This window comes from Corynebacterium sp. HMSC059E07, assembly GCF_001814395.1.
GTDB lineage: Bacteria > Actinomycetota > Actinomycetes > Mycobacteriales > Mycobacteriaceae > Corynebacterium > Corynebacterium hesseae.
The window spans coordinates 27,028-44,429 of record NZ_KV816303.1 but is presented as its reverse complement, the minus strand read 5'-3'; the positions used below and the strand labels follow the sequence as shown (position 1 = coordinate 44,429).

General features: G+C 60.3%; 17 protein-coding genes and 1 other RNA gene. 4 read left to right on the top strand and 14 right to left on the bottom strand.

Annotated elements, in window-relative coordinates; genetic code table 11:
* Positions 1–105 precede the first annotated feature (105 nt).
* The 8 genes from HMPREF2967_RS06395 to HMPREF2967_RS06360 all read right to left on the bottom strand — a co-directional run bounded on the left by HMPREF2967_RS06395 (position 106) and on the right by HMPREF2967_RS06360 (position 8,799).
* Positions 106–861, bottom strand: a complete 756-nt coding sequence (locus tag HMPREF2967_RS06395; RefSeq protein WP_070524652.1) for an iron ABC transporter ATP-binding protein — start codon at positions 859–861, stop codon at positions 106–108.
* Complete coding sequence (locus HMPREF2967_RS06390) at positions 858–1,877, bottom strand: iron chelate uptake ABC transporter family permease subunit (protein ID WP_070562803.1); 1,020 nt, start codon at positions 1,875–1,877, stop codon at positions 858–860. Before HMPREF2967_RS06390 ends, HMPREF2967_RS06395 begins: the two co-directional genes overlap by 4 nt.
* A 35-nt stretch (positions 1,878–1,912) precedes the next feature.
* Positions 1,913–2,914 carry an ABC transporter permease gene (locus HMPREF2967_RS06385; RefSeq protein ID WP_070685589.1) on the bottom strand — a complete coding sequence of 334 codons (1,002 nt, stop codon included), beginning with the start codon at positions 2,912–2,914 and terminating at the stop codon, positions 1,913–1,915.
* Between the two features lie 35 nt (positions 2,915–2,949).
* A complete protein-coding gene (locus HMPREF2967_RS06380; RefSeq protein ID WP_070524657.1) occupies positions 2,950–3,981 on the bottom strand; it encodes a siderophore ABC transporter substrate-binding protein in 1,032 nt (343 codons plus the stop codon).
* Between the two features lie 171 nt (positions 3,982–4,152).
* Positions 4,153–5,505 carry a M20 family metallopeptidase gene (locus HMPREF2967_RS06375; RefSeq protein WP_070685586.1) on the bottom strand — a complete coding sequence of 451 codons (1,353 nt, stop codon included), beginning with the start codon at positions 5,503–5,505 and terminating at the stop codon, positions 4,153–4,155.
* A gap of 4 nt (positions 5,506–5,509) precedes the next feature.
* The gene (locus HMPREF2967_RS06370) at positions 5,510–7,180 is read right to left on the bottom strand and encodes an AbgT family transporter (RefSeq protein ID WP_070685583.1); all 1,671 of its coding nucleotides are present in this window, start codon (positions 7,178–7,180) and stop codon (positions 5,510–5,512) included.
* A 301-nt stretch (positions 7,181–7,481) separates the two neighbouring features.
* Positions 7,482–7,955: a GNAT family N-acetyltransferase gene (locus tag HMPREF2967_RS06365; RefSeq protein ID WP_255365831.1), complete on the bottom strand. Its 474-nt coding sequence runs from the start codon at positions 7,953–7,955 to the stop codon at positions 7,482–7,484.
* A 193-nt stretch (positions 7,956–8,148) separates the two neighbouring features.
* On the bottom strand, positions 8,149–8,799 hold the full coding sequence (locus HMPREF2967_RS06360) for a DJ-1/PfpI family protein (protein ID WP_070562789.1): 651 nt from the start codon (positions 8,797–8,799) through the stop codon (positions 8,149–8,151).
* Between the two features lie 202 nt (positions 8,800–9,001).
* Between HMPREF2967_RS06360 and HMPREF2967_RS06355 the strand changes: the two genes are divergently transcribed.
* On the top strand, positions 9,002–10,069 hold the full coding sequence (locus HMPREF2967_RS06355) for an LLM class flavin-dependent oxidoreductase (RefSeq protein WP_070685580.1): 1,068 nt from the start codon (positions 9,002–9,004) through the stop codon (positions 10,067–10,069).
* A 59-nt stretch (positions 10,070–10,128) separates the two neighbouring features.
* Here the strand turns inward: HMPREF2967_RS06355 and ssrA are convergent.
* Positions 10,129–10,508: a transfer-messenger RNA gene (ssrA, locus tag HMPREF2967_RS06350) on the bottom strand.
* Positions 10,509–10,719: 211 nt separating this feature from the next.
* Between ssrA and HMPREF2967_RS06345 the strand changes: the two genes are divergently transcribed.
* Positions 10,720–11,991, top strand: a complete 1,272-nt coding sequence (locus tag HMPREF2967_RS06345) for an SLC5/6 family protein (RefSeq protein WP_070563543.1) — start codon at positions 10,720–10,722, stop codon at positions 11,989–11,991.
* Here the strand turns inward: HMPREF2967_RS06345 and HMPREF2967_RS06340 are convergent.
* Genes HMPREF2967_RS06340 through prfB form a run of 5 tightly spaced genes read right to left on the bottom strand, consistent with a single transcriptional unit; the run spans position 11,988 to position 15,645 of the window.
* Entirely contained in the window at positions 11,988–12,344 is a 357-nt protein-coding gene (locus HMPREF2967_RS06340; RefSeq protein ID WP_070684183.1) for a DUF488 domain-containing protein, read from the bottom strand. The genes HMPREF2967_RS06345 and HMPREF2967_RS06340 overlap by 4 nt on opposite strands.
* Before the next feature lie 10 nt (positions 12,345–12,354).
* Complete coding sequence (gene smpB / locus HMPREF2967_RS06335; RefSeq protein ID WP_070563537.1) at positions 12,355–12,858, bottom strand: SsrA-binding protein SmpB; 504 nt, start codon at positions 12,856–12,858, stop codon at positions 12,355–12,357.
* Between the two features lie 54 nt (positions 12,859–12,912).
* Positions 12,913–13,815, bottom strand: coding sequence for a permease-like cell division protein FtsX (gene ftsX / locus HMPREF2967_RS06330; protein WP_070685576.1), 903 nt, complete (start codon positions 13,813–13,815; stop codon positions 12,913–12,915).
* Positions 13,816–14,505 (bottom strand): cell division ATP-binding protein FtsE, encoded by a 690-nt coding sequence (gene ftsE, locus HMPREF2967_RS06325; RefSeq protein WP_070530317.1) that lies wholly within the window; start codon positions 14,503–14,505, stop codon positions 13,816–13,818. It abuts the gene before it with no gap.
* A gap of 33 nt (positions 14,506–14,538) precedes the next feature.
* Positions 14,539–15,645: a peptide chain release factor 2 gene (prfB, locus tag HMPREF2967_RS06320; RefSeq protein ID WP_070624453.1), complete on the bottom strand. Its 1,107-nt coding sequence runs from the start codon at positions 15,643–15,645 to the stop codon at positions 14,539–14,541.
* A 69-nt stretch (positions 15,646–15,714) separates the two neighbouring features.
* Between prfB and HMPREF2967_RS06315 the strand changes: the two genes are divergently transcribed.
* Both HMPREF2967_RS06315 and hisN read left to right on the top strand, forming a co-directional pair.
* Positions 15,715–16,542 (top strand): inositol monophosphatase family protein, encoded by an 828-nt coding sequence (locus HMPREF2967_RS06315; RefSeq protein ID WP_070685574.1) that lies wholly within the window; start codon positions 15,715–15,717, stop codon positions 16,540–16,542.
* On the top strand, positions 16,535–17,308 hold the full coding sequence (gene hisN / locus HMPREF2967_RS06310; protein WP_070624451.1) for a histidinol-phosphatase: 774 nt from the start codon (positions 16,535–16,537) through the stop codon (positions 17,306–17,308). Before HMPREF2967_RS06315 ends, hisN begins: the two co-directional genes overlap by 8 nt.
* Positions 17,309–17,402 lie beyond the last annotated feature (94 nt).

Below are 17,402 nucleotides of genomic sequence, written 5' to 3'. Positions count from 1 at the left end.
TACGCACACCCCCAACAAACAACAAATCCCCAGGAAGATGCACATTTTGACGCTCTTCCTGGGGCGGTTTTCTGACTGTCGGGCAGTCCACCTGAATGTTAATAGCTAGTGGTAACAGGCCAAGAGCCCATCCGGTCCGTCGATGACCGTGATGGGAGTTTCAAAGATTGGAGTCAGGATGTCATCGCGCATGATGTCCTCCGGCCCACCGAAGGCAACGATGCTACCGTCCTTGGCCGCACAGATATAGTCGGCGTAGCGGGCAGCGAAGTTGATGTCGTGCAACACGATAATGATCGTGCGGCCGAATTCCTTGGCGGCCTTTCGCAGGTGCTTCATCATCTCGACCGAATGGGAAATGTCGAGGTTGTTGAGGGGTTCGTCGAGAAGCACGTAGTCCGTCTCCTGGCACAGCACCATCGCCACGTAGGCGCGCTGTCGCTGGCCGCCGGAGAGTTCATCGAGGTAGCGGTTCTCCAATTCGCCAAGGCGGAAGAAGTCAATGTAGCGCGAGACTACCTCTTCGTCTTCTGCAGTCAGTCGCCCCTTTGAGTAAGGGAACCGGCCGAAGCTCACCAGCTGGCGCACGGTCAGCTTGGTAATGAAGTGGTTTTCTTGGCGCAGGATGGAGAGGATCTTTGCCAGATCCTGCGATTTCGTGGAAGCGACGTCGTAGCCGGCGACCTCGATGGTGCCCTCGTCGACGTCGAGAAGCCGGCCAATCATCGTCAGCATCGTAGATTTGCCCGCGCCATTCGGACCGATGAGGGCCGTGATGCCACCGGAGGGGATCTCCAGATCGATGGGACCGATGTTGGTCTCACCGGAGTAGGACTTCGAGACATTGGAAAGCTTGATCACAGCTTGCCCTTTCGCAGAATGACCAGAAGGAAGACGCTACCGCCCACCAACTCAATGATGATGGAGACCACGCCCTGTGCGTAAAAGACGTGCTCCATCAGGAAGTAGGCGCCGGTGAGTACAGCGAAGGCGGTGGCAATAGCCATCGGGAAGAGGAAACGGTGGTCATAGGTCTCCGCCGCCTGGTAGGCCAACGTTGCTACGAGGAATCCGAGGAAGGTCATGGGCCCAACGAGCGCGGTGCTCGTGGCCATGAGGATAGAGACCAAAATCAGCGTGTAGATGGCGTTGACCTTGTGGTTAACGCCCAGGTTTGTGGCGGCATCTCTTCCTAATGCCAACACGTTGAGCTGACGGGAGTTGAGGAACATCAACAGTGTCACCGCAATGACCAGCGGAATCGCGATGGGATAGTACTCACTTTCCGCGTTGTTAACGGAGCCAAAAAGCCGCGCGGTGAGCACATCGAACTCGCTGGGGGTGAGCATGCGCTGCATAAACGTTGCCAACGAGCCGAGGCCGCCGCCGATAATGATGCCCACGAGCAACATCGCATGCATGTTGTTGCGGCGGCTAGTCAGCAGCCAAGAATACAGCACCACAGACAGCGCCACCATGAGCGCGAGCTGCATGAGAAAGGTTCCCATGGTCCGCGCCTGGGTCAGGCCGGCAGCACCGAGGAAGAAGACCGTAGCCGTATTGATGGCCACGTACAAGGATTCAAAGCCCATGATGGAGGGCGTGAGGATTCGGTTGTTTGTCACCGTGTGGAAAGCGACCGTGGCGACTGCTTGGCACACGGCGACAACCGCCATGGCGGTCACCGCATCAGCGCGGCGACGCGCAATGAGCCACCACTTCCGAGTCCCAAAGTCCATGGGGTTGTCATAGGCCAAGAGGCCGAAGGCGAAGAGCAGCCCGGCGAAGATCAAAGCGCCGAGGATGATCCAGTACTTTCGCGCCGCAGCCGCAGACTGGAAGCTGCCCACGTTTCGCCGGGCTCGAGAAACTTGCACAGCTTCCTTCGTCGCGGGGATAGAGATACTCACACTCACTTGGTCGACCTCACGATCAAGACGACGAAAACGATAGCACCCACAACGCCCAGGATGACCGATACGGGCATCTCAAACGGGGCAATGATGATGCGGCCAATCAGGTCGCACAAGGTCACCGTGGCGATGCCGAGCAGGCAGACCCATGGAAGATTAGAACGCAGGTCATCGCCGCGCACCATGCTCACCACGTTGGGCACGATGAGGCCTAGGAAAGGCAGGGCGCCAACGACGACGGTGACCACGCCCGTCGCCACCGCGATGAGGCCGGTTCCCAGCAGGATCATCCGCTGGTAATTCAGGCCGATATTGGTGGCGATGTCCTCCCCTAGCCCGGCGACGGTGAGTTTATCCGCGTAGAAATACACCGCCAGCAAAACCAGGAGCACGATCCACAGGACTTCGTACTGTCCTTCATAGACAGAGGTAAAGGATCCCATGAACCAGATGCCGAGCTGCTGCAAGGTATCCGTCGCTAGCGCTACGTAGGACGACACCGCACTAACGACAGCGCCCAGCATAATGCCGATGATCGGCACGATGAGTGAAGAGCGCAGTACCACGCGACGCAGGAACGCGAAAAACACCATGGTGCCCACGAAAGCGAAGAGCACCGAAATGATCATCTTCACCAGTACCGATGCATGCGGGAAGAGGATTAGGGAAAAGAGCAGGCCCAATCCGGCCCACTCGGTAGTTCCCGTCGTCGTGGGTTCCACGAAGCGGTTTTGAGTCAGCAGCTGCATAACCAAACCGCTCATTGCCATCGCAGCGCCCGCCAAAACGAGCGCCACGGTACGCGGTATGCGGGTGGTGAAGAACATCTCCCAGCCGTCCTCATTATCGAGGATGCTGTACTCGCCCACCATGAGGGAAAGGAGGAGTAGCGCGACGACGCCAAGTACGCCAAGGCCCAGCTTCCAGGTCAGCACAGAACCGCGCGAACTGCGCTTGTTCGCGGCTGGCCGCTGGGACGCAGCGCTACTCTTCACCGTCACGTTGTGAATCTTCTCCTTCGCTAACGCAGAACTGTTTAGGCTTGGGCCTTCTCGAAGGCGTCGGCAAGCGCGTTCAAGATCTCGGTGTAGGTAATGATGGACTCATCAATGTAGGTGTCATTCGGCGCCACGTAAACGTTGCCGTCCTTTACCGCGCTCACGCTCTTCAGCGCCGCATTGTCCTTGACCAGCTTCTCACCCGGGGTGACCTGCTCGCCTTCCTTGGAAATGGCAGCGTCGCGGTCCATAACGAGGATCCAATCCGGGTTGGACTGAGCAATCGCCTCGACGGAGATATCGTCACCCTCGTGGTCGTCAGAAGCATTGTCGACTTCTAGGGCCGGGGTCAGGCCGAGCAAGTCGAAGACCGGCCCATACACGCGCCCGATGCCAGGAGCGATGTAGCCGATTTCACCACCGGAGGTATTCACGGCCATCACCTTCTGCTCAGGGTCATAGGCCTTCTTGGCACGCTCGGCGGCAGCGTCGAAGTCCGCGATGAGCTTTTCGGCGTCTTCCTCGTGGCCAAAGACCTGGCCCAGCGCCTCGGTGTGGCGCTTGAGCTCTTCGAAGAAGTCCTTGTCATCGCGCGGCTCGAAGTCAACAACTGGAACATCTTCGAGCAGCTTCTCGATGTCCTCCTGGTGCTGCTCGAAACGCTGGCCGTTCCACACCACGTCCGGCTCCGCTGCGACGAGGCTTTCCAGATCCGGTTCCTTATGGGAGCCCAGATCAACCTCGACGGTGTCCTTGTTGTAGGTATCACGCAGGGACTTCGGCACCAGCGGAAGCGGCGCGGCGGCAAGGTCGATATCCCACTGAGCCAGAACGGAGAAAGCGCGGTTATCCGTCACCGCGGGGTTCTCTACCGGCAGCGCGACCTCCTTCGAACCAAAGTTATCCTCCAGCGTAATCGTGGAGGAGTCCGCGGCTGCGGAGTTGGTCGGCTCAGCAGAATCCTGGGATTGGTTTGCGGAGCAACCCGTTAGAGCGAGCGCAGCCACGGAGAGGGTGGCGGCAACTTTGGTGACGGTCGCGCCTGCGGCACGGCGAGAAAGAGTAAACATAGTTTCCTTGCATATTAGGTGTGGCTAACCACAGCTGGCAAATAATGTCAGCGCATAACCTAACCTATGTAAGGCTTACCTTTCAAGCACACAATTGTTTCTTAATTCATCACGGGGGTACGCATACGCTGGGCGACGCCCCGTGACGTGCCATTACAAGAACGTGGCACGCTACCCCTTCTCCGCGATGAGATCGGTCACCGATACAGGCCCTTCTCTATCAAAGTCTTCCTGCGCCGCGCGGCGAAAGTCCGAGTCCGCCAAGAAATCTAGCGCTACTTGCGCCAACCCTGCAGCGGAATCGACAGCCGCATCCACCGCCTGCGGCGTGGCCGCCCAGCGGGCGAAGTCCTCGGTATGCAAGGCCACGTCGGTAGGCGAAACCTGCACCATCGGGTGCAAACCCGGAACGAGGTGGGAGACGTTGCCGAAGTCCGTCGAGGCAGCCACCGTATCCGGAACCGTCCCCGCCGGCAGCGCAGTGCGCCCCCGGCGCGCTTGCGTCGCCGTCCAGCGGTCCACCAGCGCCGCATTGTTGCGCACGGGCAGCGTCATCGGATGCTCGTCCCAATCCACATCCACCTCAACGCCGGCCATGAGCGCTGCACCCTGGACGATGTCTTCCACCCTGGCGGACAGATCCATGAGCGTGCGCGTTCCCAACGAGCGCACGTAAATAGTCATCTCCGCCTCGCTCGGAATAATGGAAGGGCGATCGCCACCGCTCATGATGGCGTGCACGCGATCCGAAGGCGGCATCTGCTGCCGCATCAGACCAATGCCCTGGTAGGCCAAGCTCGCGGCGTCGAGGGCGTTGCGCCCCATGAAGGGCTGGGAGCTCGCATGTGCAGCCACACCACGAAATGTCACACGCAAGATGCGGCGGCCTACCCAGGCGTGCGCGCCGATGTCATAACCAAAGCCATGGATCATCACTGCGGCATCCACGCCGTCGAGGCTGCCTCCGCGAATCATGTATTCCTTGCCGGAATGACCTTCCTCCGCAGGGGTTCCCTGGAGAAGTATGCGGCCGGATAAGGAAGGGGTGGCGTCGTCCAGCACGGCAGTAGCCGCCAAGAATCCAGTAACACCCGCCGCGGCGATGACATTGTGCCCACACGCGTGCCCAATATGCGGCAGGGCATCATATTCCGCCAGGATGGCCACGGTGGGATGCTGCCCGGGATCGAAATCCGGGCTCCGCCACGAGGCTTCGAACGCGGTCTCCACACCATAGACCCCGCGGCGCGTGGAAAAACCATGCTCCTCCACGAGGTCCGCGAGTACCGCCATGGAGCGATGCTCCTCAAAAGCGGTTTCGGGGTGGGCGTGCAGATCCGCAACGATGTGCGCTGCCTGCTCCCGCAGGGCATCTGCCTGTGCGGCAGCAGCGTCCCAGAGCCGCGATTGGCCCGGGTAGTCCTCTCCGTGCTTTTCCGGTGGGGCGGCGGACGCCACGCGCTTGGCGACGCCCTCCTCCATCGCCTCCAAATACGCTGTCGACGGATTGTTGCGTTCGTCCATTCGATTAACCAATCATGACGTTGTTGCCCGGTCCCAGCGGAAGATCCACATAGAACCAGATGGCCAGCAGAATTGCCCAAGCGGTAAAGAACGGGATAACGAAGGGCACGAGGCGCGACATCAGTGTTCCCAGGCCCGCCCCGCGCTCATAGCGCTGGAGGAAGCCAAGCATGACGATCATGTACGGGTTCAGCGGGGTGATGATCTGGGTCGCGGAATCACCAACGCGGAACGCACCCTGAATGAAGGCCGGTTCATAACCCAGCAGGGCAAACATCGGAACGAAGACCGCTGCCATGAGCGTCCACATGGAAGAACCGGAAATGATCAGCAGGTTCAGGCAGGACGCGAGCGCAATGAAGGCGAAAATGGCTGGGAAGCCGGTAAGCCCGATGGATTCGAGGAAGGCCGCACCCTTCACGGCAGTAAAGGTACCGATACCGGTCCACGCAAAGAGCGCCACGAACTGACCCAGGATGAAGGCCAGAATAAGGAAGCTCATCATGTCTTTGAGAGCACCGATCATCATGTTCACGACGTCGGTGATCCCCTTGACCGTGCCGACAACCTTGCCGTAGACAACGCCGAGCACCAAGAAGTAGGCGAAAACGATGAAGACGATGGAATTCAGCAGCGGGGACTTGGGCAAGAAGCTGCCCTCCTCATTGCGCCACGGCGATTCCGGCAGAAGGACTGCGAAGAGGATGATGGCGGTGAGGATAACCGTGGCCACACCGGACCAGATAAGGCCCTTGGATTCGGCCGGGCGCAGTTCGGCGGTGAGCTCCTCGCCGTTTTCATCGCGGTCACCGCGCTCAGCGGCATCCTCGGGATCAATATCTTCCTCGGTGGGAACTTCCTGCTGCCACATGCGCGGCTCGATGACCTTGTCGATGATGAAACCAGCCAACACACCCAGCACGATGGAAGAAGCCACGTTGAAGTAGTAATTCGACATGGCGTTAACCGGCGCGAACTCGGTATCTGGCAGAGTCTCCATGACTGCGGTCGTAATACCGGCAAAGAGGGCATCCAGGGAGGTGGGCACCAAGGCAGTGGAATAACCAGCGCCCACGGCGGCGAAGCCACCAATCAGACCTGCCACCGGGTGACGGCCCGCGGCTTTGAAGACCATCGCGGCCAGCGGCGGAACAATGACGAAGGCGGCATCCGCCATGACGGAAGCGGTCACGCCGATAACGCCGACGGCGTACGGAAGCAGCCAGGGCTTGGCGGAACCAAAGAGCTTGCGAATCAACGCAGAGAGCATGCCGGAGCGCTCCGCCACACCCACCGCCAGCATGATGGGCAGCACCGTCACCAGCGGCGGGAAGTTGATGTAGTTCTCACCCATTGTCGTGGTGAACCACGTCAGTCCCTCACCGGTGAAGAGACCCTTCACCGGCTGAATCTCATCCGATCCGGGAATCTTAATCTCCACGCCCATCTTGGCCATGATGGTGGAGAGGACACCGGTAATTAGGAAGAGGATTAAGAAGATGGTGAAGGGCTCCGGCAGCTTGTTGCCGATGTACTCGACACCGTTGAGGAATTTATCCAGCATTCCCCCGCTGGATTGCTGGCTCGATTTTTGCTCGGCCTTGGCGGGATTTGCTTTCGACTTCTCCGTGGTGCCGGCGCCGCCTTTCGGCGCCGTATTGGATGGGCTGTTCATGGGTACTCCTGTCGTAGGGGTCAGTCCCAGTGCTCCACGTCACACTGTTGGGGAAAGGCTACCACGGGAATGTAACTTGGGTAACAAATATTTTCCTTCTTCGTCACATTTTCCCGGCCAGCCGTCCTCCGCCTTCGCCCCGCGCCCCTACACCCCTCACGGGATTCTCATTACGCTCACTGCAAATAGCGCCCCAAAATCGACGCCGTTTTTAGCCCCTTATCTACCGTGAACAACACTGAGAGGTGTCCATTAGCCCTGAGTTGGCAATGATGCTCGCTTTTCACGATTTTGTTGGAGACTATCTGCGCTCCCAACGGACTTCGCCGTCAACGACCTGTGCCGTGGGGCTCATCCCTGCATAGGCAGCGACATGCTGTGAGGCTAAGTGCTCGGGATGGATATGAGCGATGAGATGCGTAATGCCTCGCTCCGCAAGATAAGCGCTAAGCAGTTTCACGGCTTCCTTGGCGTATCCATGCCCCTGCCACTGTTTCCCAATCACCCATGCGATCTCCGTCGCATCACCGCTGCGGGGCACAGTCGCCTGGACGTAACCTATCGGTTGCTTACTCGAACCGAGGGTGACGATGAGATTGATCCATTCTTCGGTACCGTCGCTCGAGCCGCCTCGGGTTTGGAACGCGTACCGTCGCGCAAGCTCATCAGCAGAAGGCGGCTCACCACCCGTAAACGTGTACAGGGCACGGCTGGAAAGCACAGTAGCCATCTCGGTAGCATCCTCGACACGAAGCGGCCTTAAGTCGATAGGCATCTTTATCGCCATAGTTCACCACGCAAGATTTGATCAGTCACTAGAACATTAACGCTTCTGCTGACGACGAAGTTCCGAGCGCCCTCTCACCAAGAGCGCTTTTCACCCATCGCTACACTCACGGTAAATAGTGGCCCAAAATCGACCGTTTTTAGCACCTTATCTACCGTGAGCGTCGTCGGCTTCCCAGACGTCACTCCCCGCATTCAGCGTCGTCAACGCTCGAGGGCACCAGCCCATAAAGCCGGGCGAAAGGATCCCACTCGCAATCGCGATGCGGCTCGAATTCCGCAAAGTTGGCAGCGTCGATGGCAACAGCTTCGGAGCTGAGGTACTCAATGAGTGCGACCGTCATATCCATCCCCGCCGCCACGCCTGAGGAAGTCCACCGATTACGGTCCTGCACCCACCGCGCCTTGAGCTTCCAAATCACGGACTCCCCGAAGGAGCTCGCCCACGCAAAGGCACGCTTGTTGCTCGTCGCGGCGTAGCCTTCCAAAAGCCCCGCTGCCGCCAAGACCGCAGAACCCGTGCACACGGAGGCAACCCACGGTGCTTGTGCGCCCAACCCACGAAGCCACGACAGAAAAGATTCGTCCCCTACGAGCTGCCGGGTTCCTTTACCGCCGGGAACGAGGAGAGCGTCGGTCGGCCCAATCTGCCCATAAGAAATCGTCGGCACCACTTCCACGCCCTGCGAGCTTGCAACTGGCTCGCCCGTCGGCCCGGCGAAAACCACGGTGATGTCAGGCACCGCTTGAAGCAGCTGGACGGGTCCGAAGACGTCGAGAAGCTCAAAGCCTTCAAACAAGACGACAGCGATGCGGAGAGATTCGGTATCCATGCGGCCATCCTAAAGCAGGCCCTATGAGCACGGACGAGCATCTGGGACCCGGGTTCAATTCCCGGCGGCTCCACACACGAAGAGACCCCAGATAGAACGCTTTCTAACTGGGGATTTTGGCGGAGCAGCCTTAGACCGTGACAATCTGCTGATGGGGCGCTACCCTGGTTGTTGATACGTCACCAATAGGAGTGTTTGACCAATGAAAGCATTCGGATTCTTAAGTTTCGGACACTACGCATTCGGGGGCCAGCGCGGCCCGTCCGCGGAAGAAGTCGCGAAGATCCACCTGGAAATCGCCCAGGCTGCAGATGAGATCGGTGTGAACAACGCGTCTTTCCGCGTCCACCACTTCGTACCGCAAGCCTCAGCCCCGATGCCGCTGCTCGGCGCAGTCGCCGCCACCACCAAGAACATTGAGGTGGGCACCGGCGTGATCGACATGCGCTACGAAAACCCACTCTACCTCGCCGAAGAGGCCGCATCCCTCTACCAAATCTCCGGCGGCCGCGTGGCCTTGGGCGTCTCGCGCGGCACCCCGGAGGTTGCCGAGCGTGGTTGGGAGGCTTTCGGCTACAAGGGCGAGGCCCCCAACGGCGCGGACGTGGCACGAGCTCACCTCGAGGCGTTCATGGCTGCGGTGGACGGCAACGGGTTTGCCACCGCCGCACCTCTAGACCGCCAGTACCCGAATATGTTCCAGCCCGGCTCCGCCCTCCCTGTCTTCCCCATTGCCCCTGATCTACGCAAGCACATCTTCTACGGCTCCGGTACTCATACTTCGGCAGAGCAGACCGCCAGGGACGGACTGAACCTGATGTCTTCCACCTTGGTTTCCGAGACCACCGCCGCGACCTTAGGTGAGATCCAGGCAGACCAGATCAGCCGCTACCGTGCTGCCTGGAAGGAAGCGGGCCACGACTGGGCCCCGCGCGCGTCCGTCTCCCGCTCCATCTTCCCCATCGTGGACGGCGCCGATATGCAGCGATTCGGCATGCAGGCCTCCGGCTCCGACCAAGTGGGCATGCTGCCCGACGTCGGTGCGTCCACCTTCGGCCGCACCTATGCCGCCGAGCCCGACAAGCTCATCGAGCAGCTCAAGGCCGACCCGGCCGTCATGTCCGCCGACACCCTGCTGATCACCATCCCGACCGGCATGGGTGTGGACGTCAACGTGAAGATTCTCGAAAACTTCGCAACCCATGTCGCCCCTGCGCTGGGCTGGCAGCCAAATACCGAGGGCCCGGTCACCGGTTACCCGATCGGTTAATCCACCCCCTTCACACAAGAAACCCGCTGGCCGTTATGACCAGCGGGTTTCTTGCTCTTCAGTGGAGCCGCCGGGAATTGAACCCGGGTCCTTCGTCACCTCGCCAGGGCTTCTCCGTGCGCAGTCTGCACAGGATCTCTACTCGGCCCTCCGGCTCGGGCAAACTCGCTCCGGATGATGGGCCCAGTTGCTCTTAAAGTCCCCAACCGGCCGAACAACAAACCGGTCAGGCAAGTTCCCTAGTCGATGCCAGGATCTAGGTCAGGAACCAAACCTAGGCTGACAGACACGCGTCGCTGAAATTAGGCAGCGAGGGCGTAGTCACGCTGAGAGTTCTTCTCTGCGTTTATTGGTTGCTACGACGCTTAACGGTGGTCTCTAGCCTGCACCGGCACGCTTCCCCTGGCTCAATGTACGAAGTCGAAACCATGTCGACCCCTCGATTACACATTGCTGTGAAAGCTGCGCAGCACGCGCCTTTGCGCGCCCTACAGTTCGTTCAACGCTACTGCACCCGCCCCTATTCCCGCAAGCTTCACCCCAGGCCACATGAGGCATAGCTTTCATAAGCACCCCCTTGTGATTAACATCAACTTCATCGCTGTTAAGGTGTGTGAGTCCTATTCACCTACTTTGTTAAAGGCTGCAAAGTGAGCGCAACCACCGAAACCTCTAGCTCCCAAGAAACCGCCCACCATCAAGCGAGCAATACCGAATGGGCCATCTCCCTCTTTGGTACCGCCGTGGGCGCCGGCATTTTGTTCCTTCCCATCAACGCCGGCAGCTTCGGCTTCTGGCCGCTACTCGTGGCAACCATCCTGATCGGCCCGATGACATACTTCTCCCACCGCGGGCTCGCCCGCATGATTTGTGCATCGCCGCGCCAGGGCGAGGACATCACCGCGGTGGTCACGGACTACTTCGGCAAAAGCGCAGGATTTATCATCTCGGTGGTCTACTTCTGCGCAATTTTCCCCATCGTCCTCATTTATGGCGTTTCGATCACCAATACGGTTGATAGTTTCATCGTCAACCAGCTACACGGGCCCTCGGTTCCGCGTCCTCTATTGTCGTTCCTCCTCGTGGGCATCATGACCATCGTCTTCACCTTTGGCCAACGCATGGTGCTCGCCGTCACGCAGTTCCTGGTGTATCCGCTGATCTTCTGTCTCGGCGCGCTGTCCATTTATCTCATCCCGCGCTGGGATATCGCCTCCTTCATGGAGGTTGGCAACAATGATTGGCGCGTCGTCGGTGCTGTCGCCCTCATCATCCCCGTGCTGGTCTTCTCCTTTAACCACTCCCCCGCTATCTCCCAGTTCTCTCTGGCCATGGTCGCTGCACACGGCCGCGAGAAGAGCTCCGAGAATGCGTCGCGCGCGCTGGCGCTGACAGCGATTCTGCTCACCGTGTTCACCATGTTCTTCGTGTGGTCGTGCACCCTCACGCTCGGTGCGGACGGGCTCGCGGAGGCCCGCGAGCAGAACCTGCCGGTCTTGTCCTACCTGGCCAATGTGACCGGCGTTCCGGTCTTGGCCTTCCTTTCCCCCATCATCGCGATGATCGCCATCATCTCCTCCTACTTCGGCCACGTGCTGGGGGCCACCGAGGGCGGCAACTTCCTGCTGCGCAGCGCCGCACCGCACGCTACGGCGAAGCTCTCGGAAAAGCAGCTCAATTCCATCATGCACGGCATCATCTTCGTGGCCGCGTGGGTTGTCGCGATCATCGATCCATCGATCCTGGGGCTTATCGAAGCCATCGGTGGCCCCTTCATCGCCTCGATCCTCTACCTGCTGCCGATGTATGCCATCCACCGCATCGATGCTCTCAAGCAATTCCGCGGCCGCCCCAGCAACGTGTTCGTCGTCGTCACGGGCCTCATCGCCGTGGGCGCCACCATTTGGGGACTGTTTGCCTAGCTCTCCTCTAACCACGCCTTCAACACAGTGGCGTGGTTGACCTCGCGGTCCTTGGCGGCGAAGAGGAGGGTGACGTCGCCAAGCTCAGCAAGGTGGCGCAGTTGTTCCAGCTCCTCGCTGTCATTCGCGTCGAGTTCTGCGCGGTAGCGCCGGGTAAATTCCTCAAAGGTGTCGGCATCGTGTCCCCACCACTTACGCAACCCCGGACTGGGCGCGACATCCTTGAACCAGTGGTCATAGGGCAGGCGCTCCTTGGCCACGCCACGGGGCCAGAGCTTATCGACGAGCACCGCTACCCCACGCGGTTGCTCCTCGCCCCGAATAACGTCATGAACCTTGGCCGTGTAAATCATGGCTCCCAGGTTAGGCGTTGATCCCCTTGACGCGGCGACCCAGCTCGCGGGTGATGTCGCGGTCCTGGTCACGGCGCTTAATTGCTTCACGCTTGTCATAGTCCTGTTTGCCCTTGGCCAGGCCGAGTTCACACTTGGCGCGTCCGTCCTTCAGGTAGACCTTGAGCGGGATCAGGGTCTTGTTGCCGTCGCGCACCTGCCCCATGAGTTTGTCTATCTCCCTGCGGTGCAAGAGAAGCTTACGCGTGCGCTTGGGCGAGTGATTCGTCCACGTTCCCTGGGAGTACTCCGGGATGTGGAGATTGCGGATGTAGACCTCGCCGTCGTCAATAGTGGCGAAGGCATCCGTAAGGGAAATCTTGCCTTCGCGCATCGACTTAATTTCGGTGCCCACGAGCACCATGCCGCATTCCAGGGTGTCGAGGATGGTGTAGTCGTGGCGGGCACGTCGGTTGGTGGCAAGGGTCGAGTTATTGTCGACGGCCGCCTTTTTCTTCTTTGCCTTCTTCGCCATAGTTCGGACTATATTACGCTACTGCCAGGCAAAATCCACATCGCCCCTGCAGCTCTAGGTCCGCACGTAGGCGCGCATGGTCACCTGTGCGGTCAGCGCAGCACACACAATTGCCACAAGCCCGACGATGGGCAGCGCCGTCCAGACGTCCCCAGAGGTCACCGGGGCTAGAAGCTGGTTGTGGTACAGGTCCTTGAGGGCGGGATCGAGCACGGTGTTCTTGCCCAGGATGACGCCAATACCGGCGAGGACAACGCCGCCGACAGCACCGAGGACTGCTTCCATGATGAAGGGCGCGTGAGTAACCCATCGCGAGGCACCGACGATACGCATAATCGCGGTCTCTCGCTGGCGCTGGTAGGCGGCGATCTGCACCATGTTCGCAATCAACATGATGGCTGCGAGCGCCATGACCGCGGCAAGGATGAAGGTGGCATTCCGGATGGCATCCAAGTTGCCAGCGGCGCTGCGAACCTCCTCTTGCTGGTCGACGATGTCGCTAACAGCGGGGTCGGAAGCGATGGCGTCGATAGGCGCGGTATCCGTCGGATCCTTCAACCGCACGTGGAAGGCAGCCGGCAGCGCATCCGGGGAGGTTTCCTCAACCATGACCGGATCGGTGTCCTTGAACAGCTCCACGAAGCGCTGATAGGAATCCTCGCGGTTGCGGTAGCTCACGGACTCAATGTCCTCATCCGCTTCCAGTTTCTTCTTCAGCCCGGCACACGCGGCATCCTTGCACTCCGGATCGTTGGCTGAAATCTCCTCGTTGAGCTGGACCATGACCTCGACACGCTCGAGGTAGATGTCCTTGGTGTCATTGGTCATCTGGGTGACCAAGACGCCGGCCACCACCAACGCCACCGAAATGGCTGTGGTAATCACCATGGCGATAGTCATGGTGATGTTGCGCCCGAGCCCCTTAAAGGCTTCCCTGAAAACAAAGCCTAGATTCACCTAGACCGCCTCCCCGTACATTGCGTTCTTCTCGTCACGCACGAGCGTGCCGTTGTGCAGCTCGATGACGCGCTGGCGGGCCTCGTTGACCGCGCGCGCGTTGTGCGTCGACATCACCACGGTGGTTCCGCGGCGATTGATCTTGGTGAGCAAGGCCATGATCTCCGCGGCAGTGGAGGGATCGAGGTTGCCCGTGGGTTCGTCGGCAAGCAGCAGCTTGGGGCGGTTGACAAAGGCCCTCGCAATCGCCACGCGCTGCTGCTCACCGCCGGAAAGCTCGTGCGGCATGCGATGCTGCTTGGCGCCTAGGCCGACCATGTCGAGGACCTCGGGCACTTGCTTGGCAATCCGCGCCTTGCGTTTGCCAATGACCTCGAGGGCAAAGGCGACGTTGTCGTAGACGTTGAGCTTGGGCAGAAGCCGGAAATCCTGGAAGACGTAGCCGATGGATTGGCGCAGGCTATTGACCTCGCGGCCTTTCAACGTGTTGACGTGGAAGTCCCCGAAGTAAATGTCTCCCGAGCTCACATTGGTTTCGCGCACCATGAGCTGGAGGAAGGTCGACTTGCCGGAGCCGGACGGGCCGATGAGGAAGACGAATTCGCCGTCCTCAATCTCAAAGGACACGTTGTCCAGAGCGGGCCTAGTGGAGGTCGGATAGACCTTGGACACATTCTCGAAAGTGATCACTTAAGCCACATTAGCAACATTTGCCACTCGGGCCTAGGCCTCCTGCTGCGCCATGCGCCACCGGATTCCGGATTCCAGGAAGCCATCGATATCCCCGTCCAAGACCTTGGAGGGATCCCCTACCTCGTAATTCGTCCGCAGATCCTTGACCATCTGGTACGGATGCAGCACATAAGAGCGCATCTGGTTGCCCCAGGATGCATTGCCACCGGCGCCCAGCGCATCAAGCTCCGCTCGCTCTTCCTGACGCTTGCGCTCCAACAACTTCGCTTGCAGCACGCGCATGGCAGAAGCCTTGTTCTGGATCTGGGACTTCTCGTTCTGACAGGTCACCACGATGCCCGTCGGGATGTGTGTCAGGCGCACCGCCGAATCCGTCGTGTTGACCGACTGTCCACCGGGGCCCGACGAGCGATATACATCCACGCGCACCTCCGAATCCGGAACCTCGATGGAGTCAGTCTGCTCCACCACCGGCAGCACCTCCACCTCCGCGAAGGAGGTCTGGCGGCGGCCTTGGTTATCAAAAGGCGAGATGCGCACGAGGCGGTGCGCACCTTGCTCCACGGAAAGCTGGCCATACATGTATTCGCCGTGCACCACGAAGGTGGCAGACTTGATACCGGCCTCTTCGGCATAGGAAATGTCATAGACATCGACCTTGTGTCCGTGCTTTTCCGCCCAGCGCGTGTACATACGCATGAGCATCTCCGCCCAGTCCGCCGCATCCACGCCACCCGCGCCGGAGCGGATGTTGATGACGGCCTCGCGCTCGTCATACTCGCCGGAGAGCATCGTGGTTACCTCGAGCGCCTCGATGGCCGCGCCAAGATCTTTCAGCTCTGTGTCCACGAGTTCCTTGGAGGCCTCATCGCCCTCCTCCTCCGCTAGTTCGGACATGACCGGAAGGTCCTCGATCCGCCCCCGCAGGGAATTCAGCTTGCGCAGTTTTGCCTGCTGCGCCGAGAGCTCCGAGGTCACCTTCTGCGCATGGTCTGGGTCGTCCCACAGCGACGGATCCCCCGCCTGAGCCTCGAGTTCGCGCACACGCTCGGACACCGCCTCCGGGTCCATCACCTTTTCAATGGAGGTCAAAGTGGCGCTGAGTTCCTCAAGACGAGCTGTTTGTTCCGGACGCATAGCCCCCTACTTTACTTATTCTTTCTCCCTGATTAGCCATCGGCCGCGTTTAGCGCGACAATAGGCGGCATGAGTGACCAGCCAAGCCTCACCGAGATGATCGATGCCATCATCAAGACCTTCATCGTCGCCCACGCGGACGATACCGATGCTCACCTTGCCCAGGCGCTTGTCTATAACGCAGGCCGCCTGGCCTGGCGCCTGCGCGAGCAGGGTGTCGACGTAGAGCAAAAGACCTCCGTCTCCGATGTCGTCACCGACGCGGACTTCGCCGCCGAGCGTTTCGTCGCCGGCGTGCTCGAAGCCCTGCGCGGCGAGGACGGCATCGTGGGCGAGGAGGGCGCCAACCGCGACTCGGCCTCCGGCCGGACCTGGGTCATCGATCCCGTCGATGGCACCTACAACTTCGCCTCGGGCGCCGATTACTGGTGCTCTGCGCTCGCGCTTATCGACGCTGAAGGGGTCATCCTCGGCGCCGTCCACCGCCCCGCCATGGGCTACACGTGGTTTGGTGGCCGTGACTTCCCCACCAGCCTGGACGGCAAGGAAGTCGCCAAACTCACCGACACCCCCGCCGACAAGCTGTGCTTGTCGACGTACCTGCATCCCACCTCCATCACGGATCCCACAATCGCCTCCGCCTGGGAAAAGGTGGCCCCGCACTTTGCCACCGTGCGCATGCTAGGCGCAGGGTCCGTGGACCTCTCCTGCGTGGCGGATGGCACGTGGGGAGCATGGATGCAGCATTCCGTGAAGGATTGGGATTGGTATCCGGGTCAAGCGCTGGTGCTCGCAGCAGGCGGCGCGGCGCGCAAGGTTGAAGCCGGCGGTGTGGAATGGTGTATCGCGGGTAATAAACAGGTAGTTGATCAGATGGAGGAATGGCTCCGTGGGTAAGTACAAAGAAGACCTCGGCTTGGCCTTGGAGATGGCCGGCCATGCGGATGCCATCACGATGCACCGCTTTGAGGCTGCCGATCTGTCCGTCAAGGAAAAGCCGGATATGACTCCGGTCTCCGATGCGGACTTGGCCTGCGAAAAGGCCATCCGCGAAGCCCTGAAACGCTCCCGCCCACGCGATGAAGTGTTAGGCGAAGAATTCGGCGGCGAAGCCTGCTTCGAGGGCCGCCAGTGGGTCATCGACCCCATCGATGGCACGAAGAATTTCGTGCGCGGCGTCCCCGTCTGGGCCACGCTGATCTCACTACTGGAGGACGGCGAGCCGGTGGTTTCCGTCATTTCTGCCCCGGCCCTGCGCCGACGTTGGTATGCGGCCAAGGGGGGCGGCGCCTACCGCGTCTTCGGCGGGGAGCCCAAGCGCCTGCGCGTCTCCGAGGTCTCCGACGTGGCGGATGCCTCCCTTGCTATGAGTTCCTTGTCCGGTTGGGGCTCAAGCCGCGATGCTTTCGTGTCCTTGACGGACAAGGTATGGCGTCTGCGCGGCTACGGCGACTTCTGGAATTACTGCCTCGTGGCCGAGGGCGCCGTCGACATCGCCGCCGAGCCCGAGGTCTCCTTGTGGGACTTGGCCGCCCCGGCGCTCCTCGTCACCGAGGCCGGTGGCCGCTTCACCAACGTTCGCGGTGAAGATGGGCCCCATGGCGGCTCAGCGCTTGCCTCCAACGGCAAGCTTCATGACGTCGCCCTCTCCGCCCTCTCCTAACTCCCCTGCGGCACCGCAGCGCGGCACCGCAGCGCGGCGCCGCACGCCAGCGTCATTCCCCAGCGTCGCGCCCGGTGACGCTTCGATCAAATAA